The organism is Actinoallomurus acanthiterrae, from assembly GCF_054775715.1.
Genome location: NZ_BAAHCO010000001.1, coordinates 4,587,359 through 4,614,358, shown reverse-complemented (window position 1 = coordinate 4,614,358; position 27,000 = coordinate 4,587,359). Strand labels below are relative to the sequence as shown.

The 27,000-nt window shown below is 71.4% G+C and carries 20 protein-coding genes and 1 pseudogene; 8 read left to right on the top strand and 13 right to left on the bottom strand.

The genetic code is table 11. The features are described 5' to 3' along the window. On the top strand, positions 1-549 hold the full coding sequence (locus ACYVF7_RS22225; protein WP_460343759.1) for a hypothetical protein: 549 nt from the start codon (positions 1-3) through the stop codon (positions 547-549). Here ACYVF7_RS22225 and ACYVF7_RS22220 read toward each other — a convergent pair. Then, complete coding sequence (locus ACYVF7_RS22220) at positions 537-2,141, bottom strand: Na+/H+ antiporter (protein WP_460343756.1); 1,605 nt, start codon at positions 2,139-2,141, stop codon at positions 537-539. The two genes, ACYVF7_RS22225 and ACYVF7_RS22220, sit on opposite strands and share 13 nt — an antisense overlap. 144 nt (positions 2,142-2,285) lie before the next feature. Further along, positions 2,286-3,494 (bottom strand): RNA-guided endonuclease InsQ/TnpB family protein, encoded by a 1,209-nt coding sequence (locus tag ACYVF7_RS22215; protein WP_460343752.1) that lies wholly within the window; start codon positions 3,492-3,494, stop codon positions 2,286-2,288. A gap of 241 nt (positions 3,495-3,735) precedes the next feature. On the opposite strand from ACYVF7_RS22215, the gene ACYVF7_RS22210 reads away from it, so the two are divergent. Continuing rightward, positions 3,736-4,299, top strand: a complete 564-nt coding sequence (locus ACYVF7_RS22210; protein ID WP_460343749.1) for a CGNR zinc finger domain-containing protein — start codon at positions 3,736-3,738, stop codon at positions 4,297-4,299. Here ACYVF7_RS22210 and folP read toward each other — a convergent pair. Beyond that, positions 4,275-5,111 (bottom strand): dihydropteroate synthase, encoded by an 837-nt coding sequence (folP, locus tag ACYVF7_RS22205; RefSeq protein ID WP_460358049.1) that lies wholly within the window; start codon positions 5,109-5,111, stop codon positions 4,275-4,277. The two genes, ACYVF7_RS22210 and folP, sit on opposite strands and share 25 nt — an antisense overlap. Positions 5,112-5,367: 256 nt before the next feature. Between folP and gmd the strand changes: the two genes are divergently transcribed. From gmd to ACYVF7_RS22190, 3 genes are read left to right on the top strand one after another with little or no spacing between them, the layout of a single operon-like run. After that, entirely contained in the window at positions 5,368-6,402 is a 1,035-nt protein-coding gene (gene gmd / locus ACYVF7_RS22200) for a GDP-mannose 4,6-dehydratase (RefSeq protein ID WP_460358047.1), read from the top strand. 36 nt (positions 6,403-6,438) lie between these two features. Further along, positions 6,439-6,708 (top strand): ubiquitin carboxyl-terminal hydrolase 14, encoded by a 270-nt coding sequence (locus tag ACYVF7_RS22195; protein ID WP_460343745.1) that lies wholly within the window; start codon positions 6,439-6,441, stop codon positions 6,706-6,708. Next, positions 6,705-8,201: an MFS transporter gene (locus ACYVF7_RS22190; RefSeq protein ID WP_460343742.1), complete on the top strand. Its 1,497-nt coding sequence runs from the start codon at positions 6,705-6,707 to the stop codon at positions 8,199-8,201. The genes ACYVF7_RS22195 and ACYVF7_RS22190 overlap by 4 nt, the downstream gene beginning before the upstream one ends. A gap of 46 nt (positions 8,202-8,247) precedes the next feature. Here the strand turns inward: ACYVF7_RS22190 and ACYVF7_RS22185 are convergent, their stop codons facing one another. The 4 genes from ACYVF7_RS22185 to ACYVF7_RS22170 form a co-directional block, all read right to left on the bottom strand. Then, complete coding sequence (locus ACYVF7_RS22185) at positions 8,248-9,516, bottom strand: lipase family protein (RefSeq protein ID WP_460343739.1); 1,269 nt, start codon at positions 9,514-9,516, stop codon at positions 8,248-8,250. A gap of 185 nt (positions 9,517-9,701) precedes the next feature. Beyond that, positions 9,702-12,980, bottom strand: coding sequence for an RICIN domain-containing protein (locus ACYVF7_RS22180; protein WP_460343736.1), 3,279 nt, complete (start codon positions 12,978-12,980; stop codon positions 9,702-9,704). A gap of 2,671 nt (positions 12,981-15,651) precedes the next feature. After that, the gene (locus tag ACYVF7_RS22175) at positions 15,652-16,521 is read right to left on the bottom strand and encodes a LysR family transcriptional regulator (RefSeq protein WP_460343733.1); all 870 of its coding nucleotides are present in this window, start codon (positions 16,519-16,521) and stop codon (positions 15,652-15,654) included. 171 nt (positions 16,522-16,692) lie between these two features. Further along, the gene (locus ACYVF7_RS22170; protein WP_460343730.1) at positions 16,693-17,583 is read right to left on the bottom strand and encodes an Lrp/AsnC family transcriptional regulator; all 891 of its coding nucleotides are present in this window, start codon (positions 17,581-17,583) and stop codon (positions 16,693-16,695) included. An 852-nt stretch (positions 17,584-18,435) separates the two neighbouring features. On the opposite strand from ACYVF7_RS22170, the gene ACYVF7_RS22165 reads away from it, so the two are divergent. Then, positions 18,436-19,872: a GuaB1 family IMP dehydrogenase-related protein gene (locus tag ACYVF7_RS22165; RefSeq protein WP_460343727.1), complete on the top strand. Its 1,437-nt coding sequence runs from the start codon at positions 18,436-18,438 to the stop codon at positions 19,870-19,872. A gap of 198 nt (positions 19,873-20,070) precedes the next feature. After that, entirely contained in the window at positions 20,071-21,114 is a 1,044-nt protein-coding gene (locus ACYVF7_RS22160) for an enolase C-terminal domain-like protein (protein WP_460343724.1), read from the top strand. A gap of 57 nt (positions 21,115-21,171) precedes the next feature. Here ACYVF7_RS22160 and ACYVF7_RS22155 read toward each other — a convergent pair. The 5 genes and pseudogenes from ACYVF7_RS22155 to ACYVF7_RS22135 form a co-directional block, all read right to left on the bottom strand. Then, positions 21,172-21,962: pseudogene (locus ACYVF7_RS22155) on the bottom strand (amino acid ABC transporter ATP-binding protein). A gap of 20 nt (positions 21,963-21,982) precedes the next feature. Beyond that, positions 21,983-22,120 carry a hypothetical protein gene (locus ACYVF7_RS22150; RefSeq protein ID WP_460343722.1) on the bottom strand — a complete coding sequence of 46 codons (138 nt, stop codon included), beginning with the start codon at positions 22,118-22,120 and terminating at the stop codon, positions 21,983-21,985. An 8-nt stretch (positions 22,121-22,128) separates the two neighbouring features. Further along, a complete protein-coding gene (locus ACYVF7_RS22145; RefSeq protein WP_460343719.1) occupies positions 22,129-22,767 on the bottom strand; it encodes an amino acid ABC transporter permease in 639 nt (212 codons plus the stop codon). A 45-nt stretch (positions 22,768-22,812) separates the two neighbouring features. Next, positions 22,813-23,169, bottom strand: coding sequence for a transporter substrate-binding domain-containing protein (locus tag ACYVF7_RS22140; protein ID WP_460343716.1), 357 nt, complete (start codon positions 23,167-23,169; stop codon positions 22,813-22,815). Next, positions 23,136-23,681, bottom strand: coding sequence for a transporter substrate-binding domain-containing protein (locus ACYVF7_RS22135; RefSeq protein ID WP_460343713.1), 546 nt, complete (start codon positions 23,679-23,681; stop codon positions 23,136-23,138). Before ACYVF7_RS22135 ends, ACYVF7_RS22140 begins: the two co-directional genes overlap by 34 nt. Positions 23,682-24,066: 385 nt before the next feature. Between ACYVF7_RS22135 and ACYVF7_RS22130 the strand changes: the two genes are divergently transcribed. Continuing rightward, entirely contained in the window at positions 24,067-25,788 is a 1,722-nt protein-coding gene (locus ACYVF7_RS22130; RefSeq protein ID WP_460343710.1) for an AMP-binding protein, read from the top strand. 175 nt (positions 25,789-25,963) lie between these two features. Here ACYVF7_RS22130 and ACYVF7_RS22125 read toward each other — a convergent pair whose 3' ends face one another. Then, positions 25,964-26,992 carry an L-idonate 5-dehydrogenase gene (locus tag ACYVF7_RS22125; protein WP_460343707.1) on the bottom strand — a complete coding sequence of 343 codons (1,029 nt, stop codon included), beginning with the start codon at positions 26,990-26,992 and terminating at the stop codon, positions 25,964-25,966. Positions 26,993-27,000: the final 8 nt, after the last annotated feature.

The window sequence follows — 27,000 nt, the reverse complement described above, 5'->3', positions numbered from 1 at the left end:
GTGACCGATACCGCGAACCAGGTTCTCCTGCTCCGCGGCCGGTCGGAGCCGCCCGAGGCGGCCAATCCGGACGTCACCTGGGGCCCGCGGGCGCTCGACGGCGTCTCCGTGCCGACCCGGAACGGGCAGCGCCTCCAGATCGGGCTGCCCGGCCCCGACGACGACCGCGCGGTCACCGCCGTCCGCCCGACCCTCCGGGTCTTCCCCGGCGTCGACACCGACACCGACCTGATCGCCCAGACCACCACCACGGGCGTGCGCCTCATCACGGTGCTGCACGGGCCGGACGCGCCCGCGGAGTTCCGCTTCGCCCTGGAACTCGCCGAAGGCCTCTCCCTCGACGCGGCGCCGTCCGGAGGGTACGACGTCGTCCACGACCGGTACGGCGCGACCGTGGGCCGGTTCCACCGGCCGTGGGCGTGCGACGCGCTCTACCGCCCGATCACCGCGGCGTACGACCTCGACGGCTCGGTCCTCGTGATGACCGTCGGGCACCGGGAGGCCGACGCCCTCTATCCCGTGGTCGCCGACCCGTTCTACGCCCGGTGAGCCTTCCCCGATAAGCCGACGTCGCGACGCAGTTCCGGGTCGTCCAGGTCGAGCCGCCGGCGCACCGCCCGCAACGCGTCCGCGCCGATCTTCCCCTTGCGGTACAGCCGATCCAGCTTCTCCCGCTGCGCCTGGATCAGCTCCTGCCGGAGCCGGCCCGCGTCCGCGGGTCTCGGCTCCTCCGTCTCGTCGTCGAGTTCGGCGCGGACCCGCTGGAGGCGGTCCTCGTACAACTGGCGGTAGCTCCCCGCGATGCGCTCGTCCACCTCGTCGTTCTCGACGAGCGCGTCCAGCCGGGCCAGGGCGGCCTCCAGCACCGCCCGGCGGGCGTACATCTGCTCGATCCGCTGCCGGTCGGACTCGGCCAGGCCGAGCCGCCGCAGCAGGACCGGCAGCGTCATCGCCTGGCCGACGAGGGTGACGAACACGACCATGGCGGCCAGGAACACGATCTCCCCCCGGCCCGGCAGCCGGGAGCCCTGGATCGCGACCGGCACGGACAGCGCGATCGCCAGGGAGATGGCCCCGCGCATGCCGCTCCATCCGATCGCGAGCCGCTCCGCCCGGTGCAGGTGGTCGACCTCGAGGTGCCGACCCGGCAGGTGGCGGCCGAGGGGGAAGACCCACAGCGACCACGCCATGCGCACGGCGATCAGGATGACCGTCACGACGAGGGCGCCGACGAGCAGCCGTGTCCAGGAATGACCGATGACCTCCCGCATCACCGGCCGCATCTGCAGGCCCAGCAGCACGAACAGCGCCGACTCCAGCAGGAAGACGAGGACCCGCCAGAACAGCTGCCCGACCAGGCGCGAGGCGGGCTGCAGCATCCCCTCGCCGCGCGTGCCGAGGAAGAAGCCGGTCGTGACGGTGGCGAGGATCCCGGAGAATCCGAGCTCGTCGGCGGGCACGAAGGCGAGGTACGGGACCAGCAGCGAGACGACGATCTGGCTGCTCGGATCTCGGATCCGGCGCCGCAGCCGCGCGATGACGAAACCGACGACGAGGCCGTAGGCGACACCGCCCGCGACCACCTCGCCGAGCCGCGCCAGCCCGTGCTCGTAGGTGTAGGAGTGCGAGAGCGCCTCGACCGCCAGGCTGAAGGCGGTGAGGGCCACCCCGTCGTTGATGAGGCTCTCGCCCTCGAGGATCGTCACGATCCGCGGCGGCGCGCCGAGGCGCTGCAGGATCGAGGCCGCCGACACGGCGTCGGTGGGCGCGACCGCCGCGCCGAACGCGATCGCCGCCGCCCAGCCGAGACCGGTCACGACGGCGTGGGCGGCGGACGCCACCAGGAACGTCGTCACAAGGGTCAGCCCGACCGCGAGCGCGATGATCGGGACGGCGTCGGCCTTGGCCTCCCGGGGCGCCGTGAAGAAGGCCGCGTGGTACACCAGCGGTGGCAGGAAGCCGATCAGGACTGCGTCGGGCGGAAGGTGTACCTCGGGGATGCCGGGAATGAAGCCCATCGCCGCGGCCAGCACGACGAGCAGGGTCGCCTCCGGGACGCCGAACCGGTCGGCCATCGTGCGGGACAGCAACACCACGACGGCGAAGACCAGTCCGATCACCAAAAGCGACATCGGACTCATGACGCCCACTCTTCCCCAAATCACCCGCGCCTCGCACCAGCGGGTCGAGTCGTGGGGCAGGTCACAATTTGACTTCCTCCTCCTCCTTCTGAAGAAGAAGAAGAAGAAGGAGGAGTCCCGTCGGCCTTGCGGCCGGTCCGGCCTTTAGGCCGGGCGCCTCGCGGTGCGGGTTTCCTGTTTCAGCGCCGACTGCGGAAGGGAGGACCCTTGCCGTCTGACACCAGCTCCACAGGCATCACCAGGGGGCTCCCCGGCTACGGCTCGACCAGCCGCAAGGATGTTCTTGGCCGCGTTGATGTCCCGGTCATGCCGGGTACGGCAGCCCGGACACGTCCAGCGCCGGGTCGAAAGACTCAACTCCGCGAGCAAGTGCCCGCAGACCGAGCAGGTCTTGGAAGAGGGATACCAGCGATCGATGACCACGAGAGTGCGTCCGGCGCGTTCGGCCTTGTACTCCAACTGCCGCCGGAACTCCCCCCATCCCGCATCGCTGATCGCCCTCGCAAGCCTGCGGTTCTTCACCATGTTGGTGACCGCGAGGTCTTCGATGACGATGGTGTCGGCTCTGCGGATCAGGTTAGTGCTGGTGCGGTGCAGGAAGTCGGCGCGCGCGTTGCGGACCTTGCGGTGGGCGCGGGCGACCTTCGCCTTGGCCTTACGCCGGTTCATGCTGCCGCGCTCGCGACGGGCCATGCGCCGCTGGTAGCGGGCGAGGTTGCGGGCCTTGCGCTCAAGGTGGCGAGGGTTGGCGATGCGCTCCCCGTCCGAGGTGACCGCGAAGTCCTTGATCCCCAGATCGATACCGATGGCGTGCCCGGCCTCCTCCATGGGGTCGGGCGCGTCGGTGTCGATGGCGAAGGTCACGTACCAGCGGCCGTCCGGATCGCGGGAGATGACGACCATGGTCGGGTTCAGCGCGGCCAGGTCCACACCCTCAAAAGACCACACGAATCGCAGTGGTGCCCGGGTCTTGGCCATGGACAACTCGCCGTTGTTCATCCGGAACGCCGAGCGGGTGTAGTGCGCGGACTGCCGGGAGCCGCGGTTCTTGAACCGCGGATACTTCGCGCGTCCGGCGAAGAAGTTCGCGAACGCCGCGTGCTGATGCCGCAACGTCTGCTGCAGCGGAACCGACGACACCTCCGCCAGGAACGCCAGGTCCTCGGTCTTCTTCCATCCGGTCAACGCCGCATCGGTCTGCCGGTAGGAGGTCTTGGCACCTCGCTGGTGGTACGCCGCGTGGCGTTCGGTGAGAGTCTTGTTCCACACCACGCGCACACACCCGAACGTGCGGCTGAACACCGCCGCTTGCTCGGGGTCCGGGTAGGCCCGGCACTTGTACGCCGTACGCATGACTAGAACCTTACAGTCGTCATGCTGAGGTGTAAGGCGAATGGCCGAATGTCGGCAGAGTTCGTTCTGAGGCCGTCTCGGCTACGCCGGGCCGCTCCTGACGGAGTCCGAATTTCTCCCCGACCTGAAGGACGGGGCACCCTTCGGAGACTCAGGTAAACCGAGAGGTCCGCAGTTCGACGTAAGTAGCGTATGGGCATACGCTGATTACGTTACGATGTGTCGGCCGACGGGAGTCGAAGTGCTTTTCAGCCATGACACCGAGCACGCCCTCCAGATCATCGTCGATCTGGTCAACACCGGGCCACCTGCCACCGAGACCGAGCACCTCCCCGACCTGGCCGCCCTGCAGGAGTTCGTCGACCGCAACCAGCTGAGCGACGCGCACGACCTCGACGCCGGCGACCTCACCTCCACCCGCGGCCTGCGCGACCGGCTCCACGAGGTCTTCCGCGCGGCCGAGGACAAGGAGACCGCCGTACGCCGGGTCAACGCGGTCATCGCCGAGGCGCGCACCTCGCCGCACCTGACCGACCACGACGAGTACGACTGGCACGTGCACTTCTTCGCGCCGGGCTCGCGGCTGGCCGAGCACCTCGCGGCCGAAGGCGGCATCGCCCTCGCCTACGTCATCGCCGCCGACGAGCTGGACCGGCTCCGCGTCTGCGAGGCCCCCGACTGCTCACGGGTGCTCGTCGACCTGTCCCGCAACCGGTGCCGGCGCTACTGCGACAGCCGCACGTGCGGCAACCGCATGCACGTCGCCGCCTACCGCGCCCGTCAGCGCGAGTCGGCGACGCGCTGACCGGCTTGCCAGGCCGGGGCGGTCGGCGCGGCGGGGTCGCGCCGCAGGGCGGCGACGGCGTCCAGCGCCCGCCGGGCGCCCGCGACGTCGTGCACCCGGAAGACCCGGGCGCCCAGCCAGGCCGAGACCCCCAGCACCGCCATCGTCCCCACTCCGCGCTTGTCCACCGGCCGGCCGAGGGTCTCCCCGATGAAGTCCTTGTTCGACACGGCCACGAGGACGGGCCACCCGGTGCGGGTCAGCTCGTCGAGGCGACGCGTGATCTCCAGCGAGTGACGGGTGTTCTTGCCGAAGTCGTGCGCCGGATCGATGAGGATCGCGTCCCGGCGCACCCCCAGCGACACGGCGCGCTCGGCCTCGGCGGTCACGTGCCGGACGACGTCGGCCACCACGTCGTCGTAGGCCACCCGGTGCGGCCGGGTCCTCGGGCGCAGGCCGCCGGCGTGCGAGCAGACCAGGCCGATGTCGTACGCCGCCGCGACCTCGGCCAGCCGCGGGTCCGGACCGCCCCACGTGTCGTTGAGCAGGTCGGCCCCGGCCTCCGCGACCGCCTCGCCGACCTCCGCACGCCAGGTGTCGACGCTGACGATCACGCCCGGATGGCGTTCGCGCACCGCCGAGACCAGGTCGACGACCCGCCGGAGCTCCTCGGCGACCCCGACCTCCTCGCCCGGCCCGGCCTTGACGCCGCCGATGTCGACGAGGTCGGCGCCGGCCTCCACCGCCGCGTCGACGGCCGCGAGCGCCGCGTCGAAGGCGTACGTCGCGCCCTTGTCGAAGAAGGAGTCGGGAGTCCGGTTGACCACGGCCATGACCGCGAAATCGTCGATCGCCCGCCCGCCGAGCCGCAGCCGAGCGGAGCCTCGGCCCGGCCCCGCGCCGACGCGATCATCGGCCGCCTCCAGGCCCGGCTCAGCTCCCCCGTCACGCACCACGACATCTTAGTGCCGGCCCTCGACACGAATCTGATTCGGGTCACAGTGGGCCGCTATCGCCATCGCCCGGCGGGGACGGCTAACCTCTGGGATCACACGAAGCGGGCAAAGCCCCGTAAGCATGGAGGTTCCGCTGACCACGCGAGCGCTCATCACCGGGATCACCGGGCAGGACGGCTCGTACCTCGCCGAGCATCTGCTCGAGCAGGGGTACGAGGTGTGGGGCCTGGTCCGCGGCCAGGCGAACCCGCACGTGTCGAGGCTGCGCAAGCACATCGGCGACGTGCGGCTGGTCTACGGCGACCTCCTGGATCAGGGCAGTCTCATCTCCGCCGTGGAGAAGGTGCGGCCCGACGAGGTGTACAACCTCGGCGCCATCTCCTTCGTGCCCATGTCCTGGCAGCAGGCGGAGATCACCGCCGAGGTCACCGGGATGGGCGTGCTACGAATGCTGGAGGCGATCCGGGTGGTCAGCGGGATCAGCGGCTCCCGCACGCCCGGTGGCGGTCAGATCCGCTTCTACCAGGCGTCGTCGTCGGAGATGTTCGGCCAGGTGCGTGAGACGCCGCAGAACGAGCGGACGCCTTTCCACCCGCGCAGCCCGTACGGCGTCGCCAAGACCTACGGGCACTTCATCACCCAGAACTACCGGGAGTCGTACGGGATGTTCGCCGTCAGCGGCATCCTGTTCAACCACGAGTCACCGCGCCGGGGAGCGGAGTTCGTCACCCGCAAGATCTCCCTTGGCGTCGCGCGCATCAAGCTCGGCCTGGCCACGGAGCTCCGGCTCGGGAACCTGGAGGCTCGGCGCGACTGGGGCCACGCCGGCGACTACGTCCGGGCGATGCGGCTGATGCTCGCGCAGGAGACCCCGGAGGACTACGTCATCGGCACCGGCCGCACCCAGTCGGTGCGCGACCTCGTCGAACTCGCCTTCAGCAGCGCCGGTCTGGACTGGCGGGACCACGTGATCGCCGACCCGGAGCTCACCCGCCCCGCCGAGGTCGACCTGCTGTGCGGAGACCCGAAGAAGGCCCGGGACCAGCTCGGCTGGGAGCCCACCGTGTCGTTCGAGGAACTGGTCGCGGGGATGGTGGAGTCCGACCTGGCGCTGCTGTCGCGCTCGGACCGGCCGGAGGACGAACCGCTGAGTTTCGACCACTGGTGACAGCGCGGCAGACCCCCGCATGCGACTATGCCGTGTATGACGACAATCACCTGTGAGCACGTTTCGACGCTGCCGGCGCCCACGCCCGAGGCGCGCACTCCGGAGGGGTGTGAGGACTGCCTGCGCATGGGCGGCCGGTGGGTCCATCTGCGGCTTTGCCTGACCTGCGGTCACATCGGCTGTTGCGACTCCTCGCCGAACAAGCACGCGACGGCGCACCACCACGAGACCTCTCATCCGATCGTGCGGTCCTTCGAGCCCGGTGAGGACTGGCGCTGGTGCTATGCCGATGAAGTGATCGTTTGAACCTCCGACTGTCCGAGGCCCGTGGGCGCTGGGTGCTGGCCGGCACCGTCCTCGGCTCCAGCCTGGCGATGCTCGACGCCACGATCGTCAACGTGGCGCTGCCGCGCATCGGCAAGGAATTCGGCGCCTCCCTCGCCGGCCTGCAGTGGACCATCAACGCCTACACCCTCACGCTGGCCGGGCTGATCCTGCTCGGCGGCTCGCTCGGCGACCGGTTCGGCCGCCGGAAGGTGTTCACGATCGGCGTCGCGTGGTTCGCGATCGCGTCCGCCCTGTGCGGGCTCGCCCCGAACATCGGGATCCTGGTGATCGCCCGGGCCCTGCAGGGCGTGGGCGGCGCGCTGCTGACACCCGGGTCGCTGGCCATCATCCAGGCGTCGTTCGCGCCGGACGACCGGCCGCGTGCCGTCGGCGCTTGGTCCGGGCTCGGCGGCGTCGCGGGCGCGATCGGGCCGTTCCTCGGCGGCTGGGTCATCGCGGCGGCCGGGTGGCGCTGGGCGTTCCTGCTGAACCTCCCGCTCGCCGCCGTCGTCATCCTCGTCGCCGCCCGACACGTCCCAGAGAGCCGCGACGAGGGCGAACACCGGGGCTTCGACGTGCTGGGCGCGGTGCTCGCCGCCCTCGCGCTCGCCGGGATCACGTACGCCCTCACCGAGGCACCCGAGAAGGGCACGTCGACGGCGGTCGTCGTCGTCACGGCCGTGCTCGGCATCGCGGCGGGCGTGGCGTTCGTCGTGGTCGAGCGGCGCAGGTCCAACGGGCACGGCCCGAGCGCCATGCTGCCGGTCGGGATCTTCCGGTCCGGCCAGTTCACGGCCGTGAACGTGGTGACGTTCCTCGTGTACGGCGGGATGGGCGTGCAGTTCTTCCTCCTCGTCGTCCAACTGCAGGTCGTGGCGGGCTACTCCCCGATCCTCGCGGGCACGGGCCTCCTCCCGACGACCGTGCTGATGCTGCTGCTGTCCGCTCGCGCGGGCGCCCTGGCCCAGCGCGTCGGCCCCCGCCTGCCCATGGCCGTCGGACTGGTCCTCGCCACCGCCGGGATGCTGCTGACCCTCCGCATCGGCCCCCACGCGTCGTACGTCCGGGACGTGCTGCCCGCCACCGTGGTCTTCGGGCTGGGGCTGTCGGCGACCGTCGCGCCGCTCACCGCGACCGTGCTGGCCACCGCCGACGTCCGGCACGCCGGCGTCGCGAGCGGCGTCAACAACGCGGTCGCCCGCGCCGCGAGTCTCCTCGCGGTCGCGGGCGTCCCGCCCGCCGTCGGCCTCACCGGGGACGCCTACACGAACCCGCACGTCTTCAACGACGGCTTCCACACCGCCATGCTGTTCGCGGGGTCCCTGCTGGCCGTCGGCGCGGTGCTGACGTTCCTCACCGTCCGCGACGACGCCCTCCGCCCCGAACAGGCCACCGCCCAGCCGGAGTGCCCTTTCAACTGCGGCGTCGGCGCCCCGACGCTGGACCCCGGAACCGCCCGGGAACCGGCCTAGAAGGGTGTCCGGTGGATCTCGCGGGCGGAGATCCACCGGGCGCCCTTCAGCAGTTGCCGAGGGTCGGCCATCCGGCGATCCGGTCGGCGAAGAAGCTCATCACGTCATTGATCGCCTGGTTGTCGGCGGTCATGTGGTCCCCGGCGTAGGTGTTCCACTGGGTGGTGACATGGGCGGAGCAGTACGCCTGGTGGGTGCCGTCCTCCGTTGCCGCCGGGATGACCTCGTCGGCGAGACCGCGGTACTGCAGGACCGGGAAGCCGATCCGGTACTTCGCGCCGGACCACGTGGGCCCGACGTCGGTCCCGAGCCGCTGGGTGTCGATGATCTGTCCCCAGGTGCCCTCCGGGCCGCTCAGGGCGTAGATCTGGTCGAGGGTCAGGGCGTTCTTCGTGTAGTTCTTGATGTCCGCGAGCGGCCATCCGGTGATCGTGCCCACCAGGCACTTGGTCTCGGCCTGCTGGACCGCGCTCTGCCCCGCGGTGTTGAGCAGGGAGTCGAACGGCATGTCGGGGTAGGCGGTGTGCAGGCCGATCACCGCGTCGAGCAGGAAGCCGGCGAAGGGCCCCGCGTTCAGGCTCGCCGCCGTCACCTTCAGATCGCCGGGGATGCCGCCCGCCGCGTCGCCGACGACATGAAGGTCCGGGGCGTACGAGGAGGCGAGCTGGGCCGCCCACAGGGATGCCTGTCCGCCCTCGGAGTAGCCCCAGATACCGACCTTCGCGTCCGCGCCGAGGGCGCCGCCGGGCACCTGGAAGGCGGTCCGCGCGGCGTCGAGCAGGGCGTGCCCGGCGTTCTGCCCCACGACGTAGGTGTGGGTCCGGCCGGTCAGGTAGCCGACGCCGTCGGTGGCGGCGACCGCGTATCCGGCCTTGAGGACCGCCGCGATCTGGTCGCCCTCGTACTCGTCCTGATAGGCCCCCGCGAGCTGCTTGGAGAAGGCGCACTGCGAGCCGAGGCCCAGCGTGCCGGGGTTGAAGGCGATCACGGGCCGGGAGCCGCCACGAGTCCAGGCGGCGGTCGGCACCGCGACCGTGCCGGAGACGGCGATCGGAGTGCCGTGGACGTCGGTGGAGGCGTACTGCACCTTCCACGCCTTCATCGGGACGTTCCCCGGCACCTGGGACAGCGTCACCGCCTCGCAGGCGAGGAGGGTTCCCGGAGCCGCGGACACGGAGGTCGGCGGGGTGTAGATCGCGGCGTCGGAGGCGTCGCACGCGGCCGGAGCCGCGGCGGCCCGCCCACCCTGGACGGCGGTGAACGCTCCGCCCGCCATCAGGAGTGCCGCCAGCGATCCGAGCAGCCTGTACTTCATGGATGAGCTCCCTGCGGTCGATTGGGCGGAATTACACGCCCGGCCGCAGCGGATCGTTACTCCCGCGCTCAACGAGCCTCAGGCTGATGTCTTGGGCTTTCTCACAAGACGGCACCCGGCTTCTCATGTCCGGGCCCGGTGAGGGGGCCGTGCCTCATCGGTGAGGCACGACCCCCTCGTCATCCTCAGGACGCCGGGATCAGCCGCCACTGCTGGCTGGGCCCGCCGCTCGGGGTGTTCTGCTGGACGCCCGCGCCCGGATCCTTGCGCTGCTGCCAGATGTCGACGGCGAGCCCGCTGTGGCCGTTGGTCAGCGTGTAGGCGCCGCCCGGGGCCGGGGTGAGCTGCCACTGCTGGTTCGAGCCGCCGTTGTCGGTCCACTGGTCCAGGTCGGTCGCCGGGTCGGTGGACGCCCCGGGGGCGTCGAGCACCTTGCCGCTGTTGACGTTGACGAGGACGTAGCGGGATCCGGCCGGCTTGAGCCGCCACTGCTGGTTGGAACCGCCGTTGTCGGTCCACTGCACGACCTTGCCGCCGTCGTCGCGCGACTGCCCGGCGACGTCCATGACCAGGCCGCTGCCGACGTTCTGCAGCTTGTACGTCGCGCCCGCCGTGGGCACGGGCACCAGTTCCCAGCGCTGGCTCGCCGCCCCCGATCCGGGGTTCTGCACGACCGCGTCGTCCTTGGACCGGACGTCGGCGGTCTTGCCGCTGTCCCGGTTCGTGATCGTGTAGTGGCCGTCGCCGGTCGGGACGAAGCGCCACTGCTCGCGGTCCGCGCGCGTGTCGGCGCGCTGTTCCAGCTGGGCGCCGGCCGCCCCGGACGGCGCGGCGAGGACCTTGCCGCCGGCTCCCACGACCTCCAGGTATCCGGTGCCGTGGCCCTCCAGCCGCCACTGCTGGGCGGCGGCCCCGGTGTCGGCCGCCTGCACGATCTTCGTACCGTCGGCGGCGACGGACAGGGCCTTGCCGCTGCCGGCGTTCACCAGCTTGTAGGCGGTGCCGGCGGTGGCGTTCTGACCCGGGGTGACCTTGAGGTCGTCGAACTGGGCGTTCAGCCAGCCCGCGCCCGGGATCTGCTTGTAGATCGCCGCGTCGGAGGCCAGCAGGTCGACCGGACCGTCGCCGGCCGTGCGCACCTGGAACTGCAGCGGCCGGATGTCACCGCCGGGGATCGTCGTCTTGACCTCGACCGTCTGCGGCGTGTCGCTCAGCTGGACGGCCTGGCCGCCCACGTCGCTCTGGCCGTTGTAGAAGTTGAGGTAGACGTTGCCCTTGCCGCGCAGGGTGACGCTCGCCTTGTAGGAGGTGCCCTGGGCGAGCCCGCTCGGCGTGTACTGGATCCAGGTGTTCTGCTTGGCGTCGTCCATCTTCCAGTGGACGGCGCTCTTGCCGTCCGGCGTGGTCGCCTTCTCGACCGTGCCGCTCACGTCGCCGTCGAGGGAGTACGGGCCGTTCCAGTCCAGGTCGCCGGTCGGGTCGGTGATGAGGTTGCCGCCGATGTTCCCGCCGTCGCCGACGCCGACCGCCAGGCCGGCCGGTCCGGCCGCGTAGGCGGAGTCGTGCGCGGTGCCGAGCTGCTTCCCGTCGATCGCGGCCGTGATCGCGTCGCCTTGGAAGGTGAGCGCCAGGCGGTGCCAGCCGACGGGCCCGAGGGCCGCGACCTTTCCGGAGACGAGCGTCGTCAGCCCGCCGCCGGTGTCGCCGCGCACGATCGACCAGTCACCCGCGTCGGTGACCCGCAGGTAGTAGGCGTCGATGTGGCCGACCTCCCAGTAGTCGCGCCCGCCGTACCGGCCGAGCAGCTCCACGGAGCCGGTCTGCTCGAGCATGACGTCGGCGCTGACCGTGTAGTTCGTCCACGTGCCGTCGCCGATCAGGCTGTACGGCGTCGCCGCGTTGTCGTGCCAGACGATCGGCTTGACCGATGACATCTGGCGGGCGCACTTGCCGGACCGCCCGGCGCCGCAGGGGACGATCTCGAACGAGCCGTGCTGCGGAGCGAGGTAGTCGGGGATCGCGCCCGTACGCGAGCCGTCGAACGTGTCGGAGTACGGCAGCCCGAACCCGGCCGACGGCCCCGACGTCGCGGTGCCCTTCCCCTGGCCGGTCGTGGTGGTCAGCGTGTAGACGCGCCCGGGCTTCAGCGTCACCGTGTACGTCCCGCTCGCTGGGGTGACGTCGGCGGCGTGGGCGAAGTCGTCCGCCGGGTTCTTCGACGCCAGGTCGGTGGACCAGACGTGCACCGCGCCGGTGGACAGCCCGCCCGTGACGGTGAAGGTGACGGTCTGGTCGGCGGTGGCGCGGGTCGTCTCGATCACGGTGCTGTAGTCGCCGCCCTTCGGCGACTTCAGCGTCACGTAGCTCCCGTTGGCGCGGTCGCCGCCGAGCAGGCCGCTCGCGCTGTCGACGTACGTCCAGCCGGGCCGGGTGAACTGCGTGGTGTGGGCGGTTACCCACGCCTGCTTGCCGATCGCGAAGCTGCCCGACCACGGCTGGTCGTCCACGGCCAGCGCGGTGGTCTGGAACGGCAGGCCGGGCGGCAGCGCGGCGACGAGCGGCCAGTTGATGAACGAGGTCATCCGGCCGTCGACGTAGCCGAGGTTGATCGCCCGCGCCATCGCCGGCGCGCCGTTGTCGTAGTCCTGTGAGCCGTTCTCACTGGCCCAGATCGGTTTGCCGACGTTCTTGGCGGCGTCGGGGGTGTCGCAGGTGTTCGCGCTGCCGCCGTCGCCGCCCTCGCACGGGTAGTGCGCGCCGACGATGTCGACGGCCGCGCCGAACTTCGGGTCGGCGTTGATCGCGTCGGCGACGTCCCACCCGGAGTCGGCGGCGACGACCTTCGTCGGGTAGCCGTTCGCCCGCAGGGCGGCGTGCAGGTTCTCGTACCAGGCCTTGTCGAAGCCGTTCTCGTTCCAGCCACCGAGGTAGTCGATCGGCAGGTGGTGCGTCTTCGCGCAGCCGAGCCACTTCATCAGGTAGTCGACCATGTCCTGCGTCCAGAAGCTGCCCTTGCCGATCCAGCCGGGCGCGCCCCAGGACAGGGCGGCCAGCTTGATGTCGGGGTTGCGCTTCTTGGCCTGCTCCATCAGCCACCACTCATAGCCTCGGCCGCAGTTCAGGTCGTCGGGCGAGTGCATGTGGCTGGGCTCGGCGCCGTCGGTGGAGTTCATGTCCCCGCCGATCTCGACCTTCAGGATCTGCAGGGAGGCGCCGTAGCCGGGCTTGAACAGGTAGTCGAGGATCCGGCTGCGCTGCGGTTCGGGGTAGTCCATCAGGAGCCGCGAGTTGCCGCCACCGCCGCTGATCGCGCCGATCCCGTCGAACGTGCGGCCGCCTTTCGTCCCGTCGACGGTGACGGTCGTGCCGGCGGCCCGTGCCGAGGCGGCCGGCGCCACGACGGAGGTGACGGAGATGAGGAGTGCCAGCAGGGCGAGGAGGACACCGCTCCGGTGTTTCAACATGATCATCACCTTGAGAAGGCCGCGACGGCGGCGTTCCAGCCGAAGCCCTGACGGTCGAGGCCGCTGGAGCCGAGGGGGTAGGGCCAGGCGGGGTCCGCGCCCGCGATGTCGGCGTTCTGCTGCGTGACCTTGAACTCCTTGGAGAGCGGGGTGACGGCGACCTCCGCCGCGATCGAGTCGCGCATCGCGCCCCGCGCGGCCGACACGCCGTGCCGCGCCGCCGAGTACTCCGCGAGGTACTCCCACAGCAGCCAGCTCGCGCCGTTCTGGTACCAGCCGGCTCGCCGAGCCCGATCACCTGGCCGGTCTTCGGGTCGTTGGTCAGCGTGAGGAACTCGCTCGGTGGCACGGCCGAGCCGTCCTGCCTCGCGAGGACCTTCATGCCGTACGGCGTGCGCGCCTGCGCCGCGAACGTCCGCCGCACCATCGTGTCGGTCAGCAGCGGCCTGCCGAACAGGTAGAGCGACAGTGCGTCCCCGACCAGGACGTCCGGGGACTTGAAGTCCTTGGTCGACAGCCACCGCACGTATCCCAGGTGGTCGTCGTAGAGCCTGCGGTACACGCCGGTCGCCGCGTCGATCTCCGCGTCGCCGACGTCGGCGCCGAGGCTCTTGGCGGCACGCAGCGCCACGACGTACAGCCCCTGGTTGTACGCGTTGACCGCACCCGTCGGGAACAGGTAGCCGTCCAGCCAGGAGTCCGGGGTGATCTGGAATCCGGCGTTGTCGACCGGCCCGGCGGTCACGAACGCCCCGCCGCTCACCTGATGGGCGCGGATGTAGGCCAGGACGAGGTTCGCCGTGGCGGGGTCCTTGACCGGCAGACCCCACGTCGTGGCGTCGTGGTACATCCGGATCAGGTAGTACAGGCCGCTCTCGTCGCCGAAGAACGGCCCGCCGCCGGTCACGGGCACGTGCCCGGCCTCGCCGCCCGAGCGCGGGATCGCCCGGGTGAACTGCGCGAGCAGTTCCTTCTCGGTGTCCTTCGCGTACGGGGTGCCGTCGAGGCCGAGCGTCGTCCAGAAGCTGTCGCGCATGTAGGTCGTCGCCCCGAAGTGGGCGTACTTCTGGTTCGGGGCGAGGGCCTTGACGCCGCTCGCGGTCGTCATCCGGGCCCAGTAGGCGGTGGTCTTGGCGATGGAGGCGAACTCGTCGGCGGCGGCGCGGCGGAGCGTCGCGGTGGAGGCCGCCTTGCCCCAGGCGGGCATGGACCGGTCCGGGGTGCTCAGCCCGAGCGTCTCGGCGGTCGCGAGCTGGGCGCCGAGCGCGAGCCCGTACGGCCCGGCGGCCGACCGGTAGAACACGCTGTGGAACGACCGCGCCTGCCCGTCGCCGAGCACGACCGGGTCTGCCTCCGTGCCGATCTGCGGGGCGGCCAGCCGGGAGCCGTCGATGACGAGGTGCGGGGCGGAGTAGCCGGGCAGCGGCTCGTCCCATGTCGCGGCGCCGGCGACGCCGTAGGTGTACGTCCCGTCGGACACGCCCAGCGCGGGCACCGGCGAGTCCAGCAGGGCGTTGGACGGGTTCGGGCTCTCGTACGAGGTCGTCTCCCCGCCGGTCCACAGCGGCTTGCCGACCTTGAAGTCGGTGTACGGCGTGTACCAGTAGACGGCCGGACCGCCGCTCGCAGCGGTGTGGACCTGCGCGTCGATCACGTTGGGGGCGACGAACCGGTAGGTCTCCGAGCGGGTCACGGTGGTCGAGCCGATCGCGTCCGTGGCGCCGGAGAGGGTCAGCGTCGCCGTCGCCGGGTCGTAGCCCACCGAGGTGTACCGGTTGGCGAGGCGGTTGGCGTCGGTGACGGGCTGCCGGGCGACCGCGCGCACCGAGGTCTTCCAGGCGAGCAGGTCGACGTCGCCGGCGGCGGAGGTGCGGATCTGGAACTGCGGCGTCCGCGAGTGCTCGGGGATCGGCACGTCCAGGGTGAGCGTCTGCGGCTGCGACGTCAGCGTCACCGGCGTCCCCCCGACGTCGCGGGCGCCGTCGTAGACGTTGAGGTACACGGTGCCGGTGCCCTGCAGGGTCACCGTCCCCCGGTAGGTGGTGCCGACCTTGGCGTCGGCGATCGGGACCTCGATCCAGGTGTTGTTCTCCGCTCCCGGCAGCGTCCAGTGGACGGCCGATTCGCCTTCCGGCGCGGTGGCCTTCGTGACCGCGCCGCCGCTGGAGCCGGGGCCGCCCCAGTCGAGGTCGCCGGCCGGGTGGCCGAGCAGGTCGTCGCCGGTCGGCTGGTTGAGGCTGGTTCCGGGAACGGCGGTCAGGTCGTACTTGCCGGTCATCCCGCGGGTCGTGATGAGCCGGGTGCCGTCGTGGATCTCGGCGCGGTATCCGCTCGACGCGTCGCCGGCGACCGTGACGTGCAGGGCGTCGGCGGGGCCGTACGACCGGGGAGCGGACTGGGGGGAAGAGGTCGTGGGAGAGGCGGCGGGGGCACGGACGGGACCGCGGACCGCATGGGCCGCGCTTCCGGTGCCGAGGATGAGGATGGTCCCCATGGCGATGGCCATGGGTGTCGCGCCGAGAAGGCGTGAGGGGCGGGGCATGCAACCCTCCAGGGCCGCAGGTGGTCTGGGGCGAAAAGACCGATGACAACGTTGTCGTGGCTGCCGTGAGTGTCGTGTCCCGTGTGACCTATGTCAAGGTCTGCGCGTTTTTGTGCGAATACGTCGATCTCAGCGGGACTTGGCGAAGGCCAGGAAGTCCCGAGCGACGGGGGTGAGCGGGCGGCGGGCGTGGACCAGACCGATCGTCGCGGTGATCGGCGGCATGAGCGACCGCACGACGACGCCCTCGGCGGCCTCCACCTGGTTGCGGTACCAGAGGAGGGAGCCACGGCCCGCGCGGACCGAGGGGAGCCACGACGCGCGGTCGTCGGACTCGACCGCGGCGACCGGGCGGACGCCGAGGCGGGCCAGCATCGCGTCGAGCTCGGCCCGGCGCGGCCCGCCGCGGGACGGCATGATCAGGCGCATGCCGTCGAGCGCGGAGACCGGGACCGGCTCCCGGACGTGCAGGGCGGGCGGGGAGATCAGCACGATCTCCCGCTGTTCGAGCGGATGCGCGGCGAGGTCGCCGGGCACCGGCAGGTCGGTCAGGGCGAGGTCGGCCCGGCCGTCGCGAACGACCGCGCCGACGGCGTCGCGGCCGTCGCAGCGCAGCACCCGGACGCGTACGGCCTGCTGGTCGCGGGCGAACGCGGGCAGGAGGCGCGCGGTCAGCTCCGGCTCCAGGGTGAGCGTGGAGGCGACCCGCAGCTCCCCCGCCCTCCCGCCCGGCCGGCCGCCGGGCGGCTTGGCGGAGACCGCCGTGATGGCGTCGACCGCGCGCAGCGCGTCGCGGGCGTACCGCACGATCTCCTCACCCATATCGGTGAGCGCGACGCCGCGGCCGGCGCGGGCGAACAGCTCGACGCCCAGCTCTCGCTCGAGCTCCCGGATCGCCCGCGACAGCGCGGGCTGCGCGACGAAGAGTGCCTGCGCCGCCGCGGTCATCGTCCCGTGGTCGGCGGTCGCGACGACATAGCGCAGCTGCCGCAGATTCATGCCACGACGGTATGACAACCCACTGGATTGGTCGTTGACATAGCCGGAATTGGCCTGGACATCCTGGGTTGCCGATGTTTTCTCCCGGCTGTCAGATGATCACTAAAAGACCGGGAGGTCGGCCGGGGTGGGTTGGTCGGGAAGGGCCGCAGCCGGCCATTCTCACCTCGGTCACGGCAGCTCCGCGCCGTAGACGCGCTTGACGACGTCGAGATGCTGCCAGCTCTCCCCGACCCACACCCCGGGAACCGCCCGTACCGCCTCCAGAGTGCTCAGGAGGACGTCACGGGACGTCGCGTCGATCCCGGTGAGCAGGTCGTGACGGCCGAAGCCGGTCACCACATAGTTGACGCCGGGCAGCGCCGCGATCCGGGACGCGGCCGTGGCGATGTCGGAGGACACCCGCACTCCCAGCCCGGCGAGCTCGCCGGAGCCGAGGGCCTGCGAGTCGACGATGCCGGTCACGTGAATGATCCCGGAGCGCATCAGGCGCACGGCGCGCGCCCGCGTCGCCGCCTGGGAGAGCCCCACGACCTCGGCCAGCCTCGTGTACGGGGTCCGGCCGTCACGGGTGAGCTCGCGGAGCAGCCGCCAGTCGATCTCGTCCAGGGACACGTCGGGCAGCTCGGTGACGACCGAGTGCGCGTCCTTGACGACGGTCGTCACGCGGAACACCTCGATGCCGCGCACTCCGGGCAGCGAGCGGACCGCGTCCACTTCTTCGACAAGGGCCGCGTCGTCGCGTACGCGCAGCTCCGCGACGACGGGGTGCGCACCGGCCGACAGCGCCGCGAACCAGGCGGCGGCCCTGCGCGCGACGGCGTCGGCGACCTGCCGCGCCGGCCCGTCGACGTCGATCGCCAGGTGACCGATCGCTCCGGTCCCCACCACCGACGCGTGCACGATTCCCACCACACGCACGATCCCCGAATCGAGGAGGTGCTGTACGCGCGTGCGCACGGCCGTGCGGGACAGCCCTACACGGTCGGCGAGCGCCTGGAAGGTGGCCCTCCCATCCCGCTGCAGCTCGCGTACGAGCACGGCGTCGACCGCATCCAGCACGGGGTTCCTCCTCGGGATGTATGGTCCTGCACTTGTTTGCATGATCATTTCATTAGTGGTGTGTTCGCCGCGAAAACGGAGCGTTGTTCGTGTTTCTTCGCTGAACGACCACGAATGTGTCGGTGAAGCGCGACGTCGCTGCCGAAATCGACGCGGAACACTATCCATCGGCATCTCAACGTCCGAGATCTCCACGTCAGTACTCGCGTACCAGTTCGGCGAGTATTTGGCGACGCTCGTCACATGCAGTCCCGCGAGGAGCGTGCGGGGCCGTTCTTTTCCGCCCGGCCGCGCGGAGCGCGCAGACGCCCGCGGAACGGTGGACATCCGGCGGCATCATCGGGGGGAAGGCTCTGAACTGCATGAATGCCTCTCAGCGAGGGGGTGCGGACCCGCGCACCCGGCCACCGGTGCGGCGAGGCACCGGATCCGCAAAGTGCGGTGGGACAGCTCAGACGTCAAGTGTTCCATGGGGAAATCACGGAAGGTCAATGACCCTGGCAGGAAACTTTCCTGCCGGGATCGTCGTGGAACCGGGACCGACACGCCAGACTCGGCGGATGAGACCGGGATCTCTCGTGGTCCTGCTCGTCCCGGCCACCGGCCGAACGTCGAGGGGTGGAGGCGACGATGCCCGGCCGCCGCGACTCAGGGCGACGGCGCCGGCCGACGTGGCGGGCGGATCGATCGTCGGTCCGCATCCGGGCGACCGCGCCCCTGAAGAGATCGCGCCATCAAACCCGTCCGAACGCCGCTCAGCTCATTGAACCGGGCACATCCGGGTATCCCCGACAATGGAAGGCGGCCTTCCTCGTGCCGATCACCCCATGACTCCGGACGGTGTAGACGAACGTGCGCCTGCTGAACGGTGAGCAACCGGCTCACGACCTGACCTACAACGACGTCTTCATGGTGCCCCGCCGCTCCGACGTCGGGTCCCGCCTCGACGTCGACCTGTCGACCGCGGACGGCAGCGGCACCACGATCCCCATCGTCGTCGCCAACATGACGGCCGTCTCCGGCCGCCGCATGGCCGAGACGATCGCGCGGCGCGGCGGTCTCGCGGTCATCCCCCAGGACATCCCCGTCGACGTCGTCGCCGACGTCGTCCGCTGGGTGAAGACACGCCACCTGATCGTCGACACGGCGATCAAACTCGGCCCGACCGACACGATCGGCGCCGCTCTCGGCCTGCTGCACAAGCGGGCGCACGGTGCGGTGATCGTCGTCGAGGACGACCGCCCGACCGGTGTCGTCACCGAGGCCGACTGCATGGGCGTCGACCGGTTCACCCAGCTCCGGGAGGTCATGTCGCGCGACGTCCTCACGCTCCCGGACGACGTCGACCCGCAGAAGGCGTTCGACACGCTGCACGCCCGCGGGCACCGGCTCGCCCCGGTCGTCGACGGGGACGGCCGGCTCGTCGGCGTGCTGACCCGTACGGGCGCGCTGCGCGCCACGCTCTACCAGCCCGCCCTCGACGCGGACGGCCGGCTGCGCATCGCCGTCGCCATCGGCGTCAACGGCGACGTCGAGGAGAAGGCCAGGGCGCTGCTGGACGCGGGCGCCGACCTGCTCGTCCTCGACACGGCGCACGGGCACCAGGAGAAGATGCTCGGCGCGCTCAAGCGGGTGCGGGCCCTGAACCCCGGCGTGCCGCTGGTGGCGGGCAACGTCGTGACCGCCGAGGGCGTACGCGACCTCGTCGAGGCGGGCGCCGACATCGTCAAGGTCGGCGTCGGCCCGGGCGCGATGTGCACGACGCGGATGATGACCGGCGTGGGCCGCCCACAGTTCTCCGCGGTGCTGGAGTGCGCCGCCGAGGCCCGCCGGCTCGGCAGGCACATCTGGGCCGACGGCGGCGTACGCCACCCCCGCGACGTCGCGCTGGCCCTCGCCGCCGGGGCCGCCAACGTCATGATCGGCTCCTGGTTCGCCGGGACGTACGAGTCGCCGGGCGACGTCCAGCGCGCCGCCGACGGCCGGCTGTACAAGGAGAGCTTCGGCATGGCCTCGGCCCGCGCGGTCCGGCTCCGCACCGCCGACGACTCCCCCTTCGAGCGCGCCCGCAAGGCGCTGTTCGAGGAGGGCATCTCCGCGTCGCGGATGTACATCGATCCCCAGTCCCCCGGCGTCGAGGACCTGGTCGACTCGATCATCGCGGGCCTGCGCAGCGCCTGCACGTACGCGGGCGCGCGAACATTGGAGGAACTGCACGAGTTCGCCGTCGTCGGGGTACAGAGCCCATCGGGCTACGCGGAAGGTAAGCCACTGCACGCCAGCTGGTGACCCACGGCTTCGGCGGGCGGCGGGCGGCGTGAGCGATTCGTGGCGTCGACGGGCCGCCGATGGCTCCGTGGAGCCGCGGGCGGCGTGAACGACCCGCGGCTTCAGCGGGGCCGAGGCGACCGGAAGCGTCGACCGCGGCGCCCGCGTACGCCCGGGATGGGTGGATCATAGAGGTGATGTCGAGACAAGGACGGTGACATGCCCCGCATCGAGGGGTTCGAGGCCTACCGCATGACGATGCCCCACGGCCGGCGGCCGGAGAGCATCCTCGTCCGCGTCTGCGATCAGGACGGCGCGACCGGCTGGGGCGAGGTCGCCGGCTCCGACGCCTGCTGGGCCGACATCGAGGAGCGCGTCGGCCCGGCGCTGCTCGGCCTCGACTGGGAGCTGCCGGAGGAGGTCGTCGGCGTCGGCGGGCTCGGCGGCCACGCGGCCGCCTCCGCCATCGACATCGCCTGCTGGGACCTGTGGTCCCGCAAGCAGGGCACGCCCCTGTCCCACGCCCTCGGCGGCACCCGCACCTCGATCGTGGCCGGCGCGCGGCTGGACACGGAGCCGATGCTGGACGTGCTCCTCACCCGCGTGAACCGCCTCGTCAGCGCCGGGTACGCCCGCATCACACTGGCCGTACGGCCCGGCTTGGACGTCGAGCCCGTACGCGCCGTGCGCCAGGCGTTCCCCGCACTGGCCCTTCAGGCCGACGGGGCCGAGTCCTATACGGAGGAGCCCGCGCACCTGGCCGCCCTCGAGGCGCTCGACGCGTACGGGTTGATCGCGATCGAGCGGCCGTTCGCGGGCGACGAGCTGGACGCCCACGCCCGCCTGCAGCGCGCGATCGAGACCGCCGTGTGCCTGGACCCCGCCGACCTCGACACGGTCGACACGGCGATCGCGATGGGCGCGGGCCGGATGCTCGGCCTGCGGATCGCCCGCTTGGGCGGCCTCACGGCCGCGCGCAGCGCACACGACCGCGCCCTCGCCTCCAGCTGGGACAGCTGGTGCGGCGGCGCGGCGGGCTTCGGGATCGGCCAGGCGGCGGCCGTCGCCCTGGCCGGACTGCCCGGCTGCGACCTGCCCAGCGACGTCAGCGAGACCCCGTCCCAGACCGCCGTCGTATCCCCGCCCGTCCGCGCCAACGGCGGCGTCGTCGCCGTACCGCTCACCCAGCCAGGACTCGGCCACGACGTCGACCACGCCCTCGTGACCCGCCTCTCCCGCCGAACCCTCCGCATCCCCGCCTGAGCGACCTGAGGCGGCACGTCCTGGGCTCGGTCGCCAAGGCCGCACGGCGTCGGGCCGTCAGAGGACGTCGCTGAGGAATTGGCGGAGGCGGGGGCTGTCCGGGGTGTCGAAGAGCTTCTCGGGTGGGCCGGACTCGACGGCGACGCCCTGGTCGAGGAAGACCACGGTGTCGGAGGCCTCGCGGGCGAAGCCCATCTCGTGTGTGACGACGACCATGGTCATGCCCTGCTTGGACAGGTCGGCCATGAGGCTCAGGACGCCCTTGACGAGTTCGGGGTCGAGGGCGGAGGTGGCCTCGTCGAACAGCATGACCTGCGGCCGCATGGCGAGGGCGCGGGCGATGGCCACGCGCTGCTGCTGGCCGCCGGACAGGTGGCCGGGCCGGAGCCGGCCTTGTCGGCCAGCCCGACGAGTTCCAGGTGGTGGCGGGCGGCCTGCTCGGCCTCGTCGGCGGACAGCTTGCGGATCCGGCGCAGCGGCAGCATGAGGTTGCGCAGGACGTTCATGTGCGGGAACAGGTTGAACTGCTGGAACACCATGCCGACCTGCTGCCGCAGCCGGTCGGGGTCGCTTTCTAGGACGCTCTCGCCGTCTAGGAGGATGTCGCCCTTGTCGGGTTCGATCAGCCGGTTGATGGTCCGCAGGAACGTCGACTTGCCCGAGCCGGACGGGCCGATGACGCACGCCGTCTGACCCTTGCCGACGTCGAGGTCGACGCCACGCAGCACCCGGTTGTGCCCGAACGCCAGGTGGATGTCGCGGGTGGCCAGGCTGACCGAGGAGAACGTCTCCTCCTCCACGCCGGAGAAGGTCTCCCCCGCCACGGCGGAGGAAGTCTCGTCCGTCACGGTCTCACGCTGCTCTTCGGTCATTTCGTGCCCTCATTGGTCGCGGGAAGCGGCGTCGCGCCGGCCACCGTCACCGTCTCGTCCGGCGGCCCGGTCCTCGTACGGCGGCCCTGGCGCAGCCGGTGGTCGACGAAGTTCACGAAGTGGGTCAGCGGCACGGTGAGGATCAGGTAGAAAGGCCGGCCAGCAGCAGCGCCGACTCGTTGCCGGTGTTCGCGGCGGCGTCCTGGCCGATCCGGAACAGCTCGCGCTGGCCGGCCGCCAGGCCGAGGAAGTACACGAGGCTGGAGTCCTTGATCAGGGCGATCAGCTGGTTCACCCAGGCGGGCAGCACTCGCCGTACGCCCTGCGGGATGATCACCAGCAGCATCGCGGCCGAGTAGGAGAACCCGAGCGCCCGGGACCCCTCGAGCTGCCCCGGGTCGACGCTCTGGATGCCCGACCGGAAGATCTCCCCGATGTAGGCGGTCGCGATGAGCGACAGGGCGAGGATGCCGAGCGGGTACGGGTTGGGTCCCCACACCTTCATCCCGATCTGCGACAGGCCGACGCCGATCAGCAGGATCGTGACCACGGCCGGCAGGCCGCGGAAGATGTCGGTGTAGACGCGCGCGGGCCAGCGCAGCCAGCGGTGCCGGGAGATGCCGGCCATCGCCAGCAGCATCCCGAGCACCGTGCCGATCAACGCGGAGATGATCGACAGGATCAGGGTGTTCGGCAGGCCCGTCTTGAGCATGTCGGGCAGGGCCTGCCGCATCGACTGCCAGTTGAAGAAGGTGTCCCACAAGGTCGTCAGCTGGTCCATCTACCTTCTCCCATCAGCCCGCGCGCGTCCGTCCTCATCGACCGGTCAGGCCGACGGGGACGCGGCCGGCGCTCCCGAGACCTGGACCGGCGGGAAGGTCACCGCGCCGCTGCCGGGCTTGAACTCCTTCGGCACCGGACGGCCGGGGTAGTACTGCTCCTGCAGCTTGGTCCAGGTGCCGTCCTTGATGACCTCGTCGAGGCCCTTGTTCAGCGCCTCGATCAGCTTGGGGTTGTCCTTGGCGACGGCGAACGCGGTGGGCTCGGAGCTGAGCTGCTTCGCGGCGACCACGACCTTGCCGCCGCTGTCCTTGGCGGTCTTCTCGCCGATCTCGGCGGGGGCGACCCAGGCGTCGGCGGTCTTGGACTTCAGCTGGTTGAGCGCGCCGTTGTAGTCGGGCACGCGGACGGGGTTGAGGCCCTGCTTGGTGGCGTAGTCGTCTTGGACCGTTCCCTGGACGACGACGACGCGCTTGCCCTTGAGCTGGTCGAAGCCCTTGATCTGCGACCGGCCGGCACGTCGAGGCCGAAGTAGCCGAAGTCGTAGCCGTTGGTGAAGGCCACGGTCTTCTTCCGGGCGTCGGTGATGGTGATCGACGAGCTGCCGGTGTCGTACTTGTGGTTCGCCACCTGCGACAGCAGCGCCGAGAAGTCGGTGCCCGCGAACTGCACCTTCAGGCCGACCTTGGCCGCGACCGCGGTCAGCAGGTCGTTGTCGAAGCCGGTGAACTTCCCGTTCTTCAGGAAGACGTTCGGCGGCGCGTCGGTCAGGGTGGCCGTGCGGAGCACACCCGGCTGGAGCAGCTTGTACGGGTTGTCGGCGGACGCCTTCGGGCCGCTTCCGCCGCACGCCGTCATGGCACTGGCGGCGATGACGGTGACGGCGGTGGCCGCGAGGGCTCGCAACGGACGCATGGGAGTTCTCCTCCAGGGTTAAGCGTGTGAGTGCCCGCGCCGATGGCGACGGCATGGCGCGGCGAAAAGACGTCGGCGTCGTGGGACGCCGACGGTCATCTCAAGATGTGTTCAGACCCGTAAAAGCGCCCCGTCAGGGCATGACGGGGCGGCCGGAGCACGGCCGACAGCTCATGGACGTGACACGGAGCAGGTCGATGTGCCTGCGCGTCACGAGGTAGCTGTCCATGTCTTTAATCCTGCCCATTTCAGTGGGATATCGTCAAGTTGACGATCTACCAGTTCAATGCCGGTCCGACCTGCGATATTCCGGGGAACGACCGGTTGCGGACGCGACGAAGGTCACTCTTGCCACTCCAAGCAATCGCTTGGTAGACACGTCTCGATGGAGACGTTCGCGCGTGTGCTGCTGGACCGCGCCGGCGACGGCGGGACCGGCCTGCTGTTCGAGGACGAGCGGCACACGTGGGCGGACGTCGTACGGGAGTCCCGGCGCCGCGCCGCGCTCGCCCGGCGTCTCCTGACCGCAGGGCGGCCTCCGCACATCGGCGTGCTGCTGGACAACGTCCCCGACTACGTGTTCTGGATCGGCGGAGCGGCGCTGTCCGGCTCGGTGATCGTGGGCATCAACCCGACGCGCCGGGGCCGGGAGCTGGCCCACGACATCCGGCACACCGACTGCCAGGTCATCGTCACCGACACCGCGCACGCCGCGCTGCTCGACGGGCTCGACACCGGCGTCCCGCTCGGACGTGTGCTGCGCGTCGACGACCCCGGCCACGCCGGCCTGCTCGCCTCGGCGGAGCCGGTCCCGGCGGCCGAGGCGCACTTCAGCGACCCGACGACCGAGCCGCAGCCCCGCGACCCGACGACCGAACCGCAGCTCCGCGCCCCGACGACCGAGGCGCAGCCCCGCGACCCGACGGCCGAGCCGCAGCCCCGCGATCCCCTGCTTCTGCTGTTCACGTCCGGATCGACCGGCGCGCCCAAGGCGGTCGTCTGCGGTCAGGGCCGCCTCGCCGCGATCGCCCGGCAGGCCCCGGCGTTCGGCATCACCGCGGACTCGGTCACGTACGCCGCGATGCCGCTGTTCCACGGCAACGCGGTCATGGCGAACCTCGCGATGGCGACCGGTGCCGGAGCGGCTGTCGCCCTGCGCCGCAGATTCTCCGCGTCCGGTTTCCTGCCCGACGTCCGGCGCTACGGCGTCACCTACTTCAACTACGTCGGCCGCGCGCTCGCGTACATCCTCGCCACGCCTCGCCGCGACGACGACGCCGACAACCCTCTCGAGGTGGCGTTCGGGACGGAGGCGTCCGCCCGGGACATGGCGGACTTCGCGGGGCGGTTCGGCTGCCGGCTGATCGAGTCGTACGGGTCGAGCGAGGGCGCGATCTCCATCCGCAAGACGCCGGACAGCCCGCCGGACGCGCTCGGCCTGCCCGGCACCGACGTCGCCGTCGCCGACCCCGCGACCGGCGACGAGTGCCCCCCGGCGCGCTTCGGCCCGGACGGCGAACTGCTCAACGGGGACGAGGCCATCGGGGAGATCGTCGCCCGTGGCGTCACCTTCGAGGGCTACTACCGGAACCCCACCGCCGACGCCGAGCGGCTGCGCGACGGCGTGTACTGGAGCGGCGACCTCGGCTACCGCGACCCCGACGGCTTCTTCTACTTCGCGGGCCGGGGCGGCGACCGGCTCCGCGTGGACGGCGAGAACTTCGCGGCCGCGCCAGTCGAGCGCATCCTGTCCCGCTGGCCGCCCGTGGTGATGTGCGCGGTGTATCCGGTGCCCGACCCACGTACGGGCGACCAGGTGATGGCCACCCTGGAACTGGACGGCCCGTTCGCGCCGGACGCGTTCGCGGAGTTCCTGGCGGGCCGGGCGGACCTGGGCACCAAGTGGGCGCCGAGGTTCGTACGGATCGTGCCCGCCATGCCGCTCACCGCCACCAACAAGGTCGACAAGGGGCCGCTGCGCCGGGCGGGCTGGCGCGGCGGCGAGGTCTGGTGGCGGCCCGGCCGAGAACTGCGGTACGAGCCGCTGACCGACGACGCCCGGCGGCGTCTGGAGGAGGAGGCCATCGCCCACGGCCGCCGCCTCTGACCGGCTCTACCTCCAGCTTCGGCCGCGCACGGTCGGCTTCCCCAGATACCGAGGCCACCGGCGACCCGGGCGAGCCGGCTCCGCCGGCGCGGCTGCGCTCAGCGCGGGCGCGGAGACGCGGCGGCGCTCGACGCTCAGCGCGGGCGCGGAGACGCGGCCGCGCTCGGCGCTTCGGTCATTCGCCGCCCAGGTCCAGCAGGACCTTCGACGCCATGGCGCGATCGCCGGCCAGGTCGAACGCTTCGACCGCACGGGCCAGCGGGAACGTGTGGCTGACGACCGCATCGACGTCCAGCCCCGCGGCCAGCAGCGACAGCGCGTCGTCGAATTCGTGGTCGAAGCGGAAGGCGCCCAGCATGGTGATCTCTCGCGTGACCACCACGTTGCCGAGGAACCCGGTCTCGCCGGGCGGGAGCAGTCCGAGGAGGACGACCGTACCGCCGCGGCGTACCCGCCGTACGCAGGTGCCGAGGCCCGCGCCGGAGCCGGACGCCTCAATGGCGACGTCGACGTCCTCCGGCCACGCCGGGTCGTCGGGGCGGTCCGCCCGGACGGTCGCCGTGGCGCCGACGCTCCTGGCGACGCCCAGAGGGGCGTCCAGCAGATCGCTCACGGTCACCTCGGCGGCTCCGGCGTGGCGCAGTGCGGCGATCACCAGGGCACCGATGGGACCGGCGCCGGTGACCAGCACCCGTTTCCCGGCCACGTCCCCGGCTCGGCGTACCGCGTGCAGGGCGACGGACAGCGGCTCGGCGAGCACGGCACGGTGCGGGTCGAGACCGGGCGGCAGCGCGCGTACCTGGTCGGCGGGTACGGCCACCCTCTGCGCGAAACCGCCTTGTACGTGCGGCATCCGTGCGGCGCTGCCGAGGTAGCGTGCGTGACCGCAGACGTTCCGCCGACCGCGTTCGCACTCCGGGCACACGCCGCACGGGGTGGCCGGGTGGATCGCCACCGGTGTGCCGACCGCCGGGCCGTCCGTACCGGCGCCGAGCGCGGCGACCCGGCCGACGACCTCGTGGCCGAGCACCAGGGGCTCGCGGACCTGGAAGTCGCCCACCGACCCGCGGTGGTAGTAGTGCAGGTCCGAGCCGCAGATGCCGCCGAGGGTCACGGCCACGAGGACCTCCCCGGGGGCCGGAGCGACCGCGTCCAGCTCCTCGACCCGCAGATCGCCCGCCTTGTGGACGACGCACGCGAACATGTGATGCT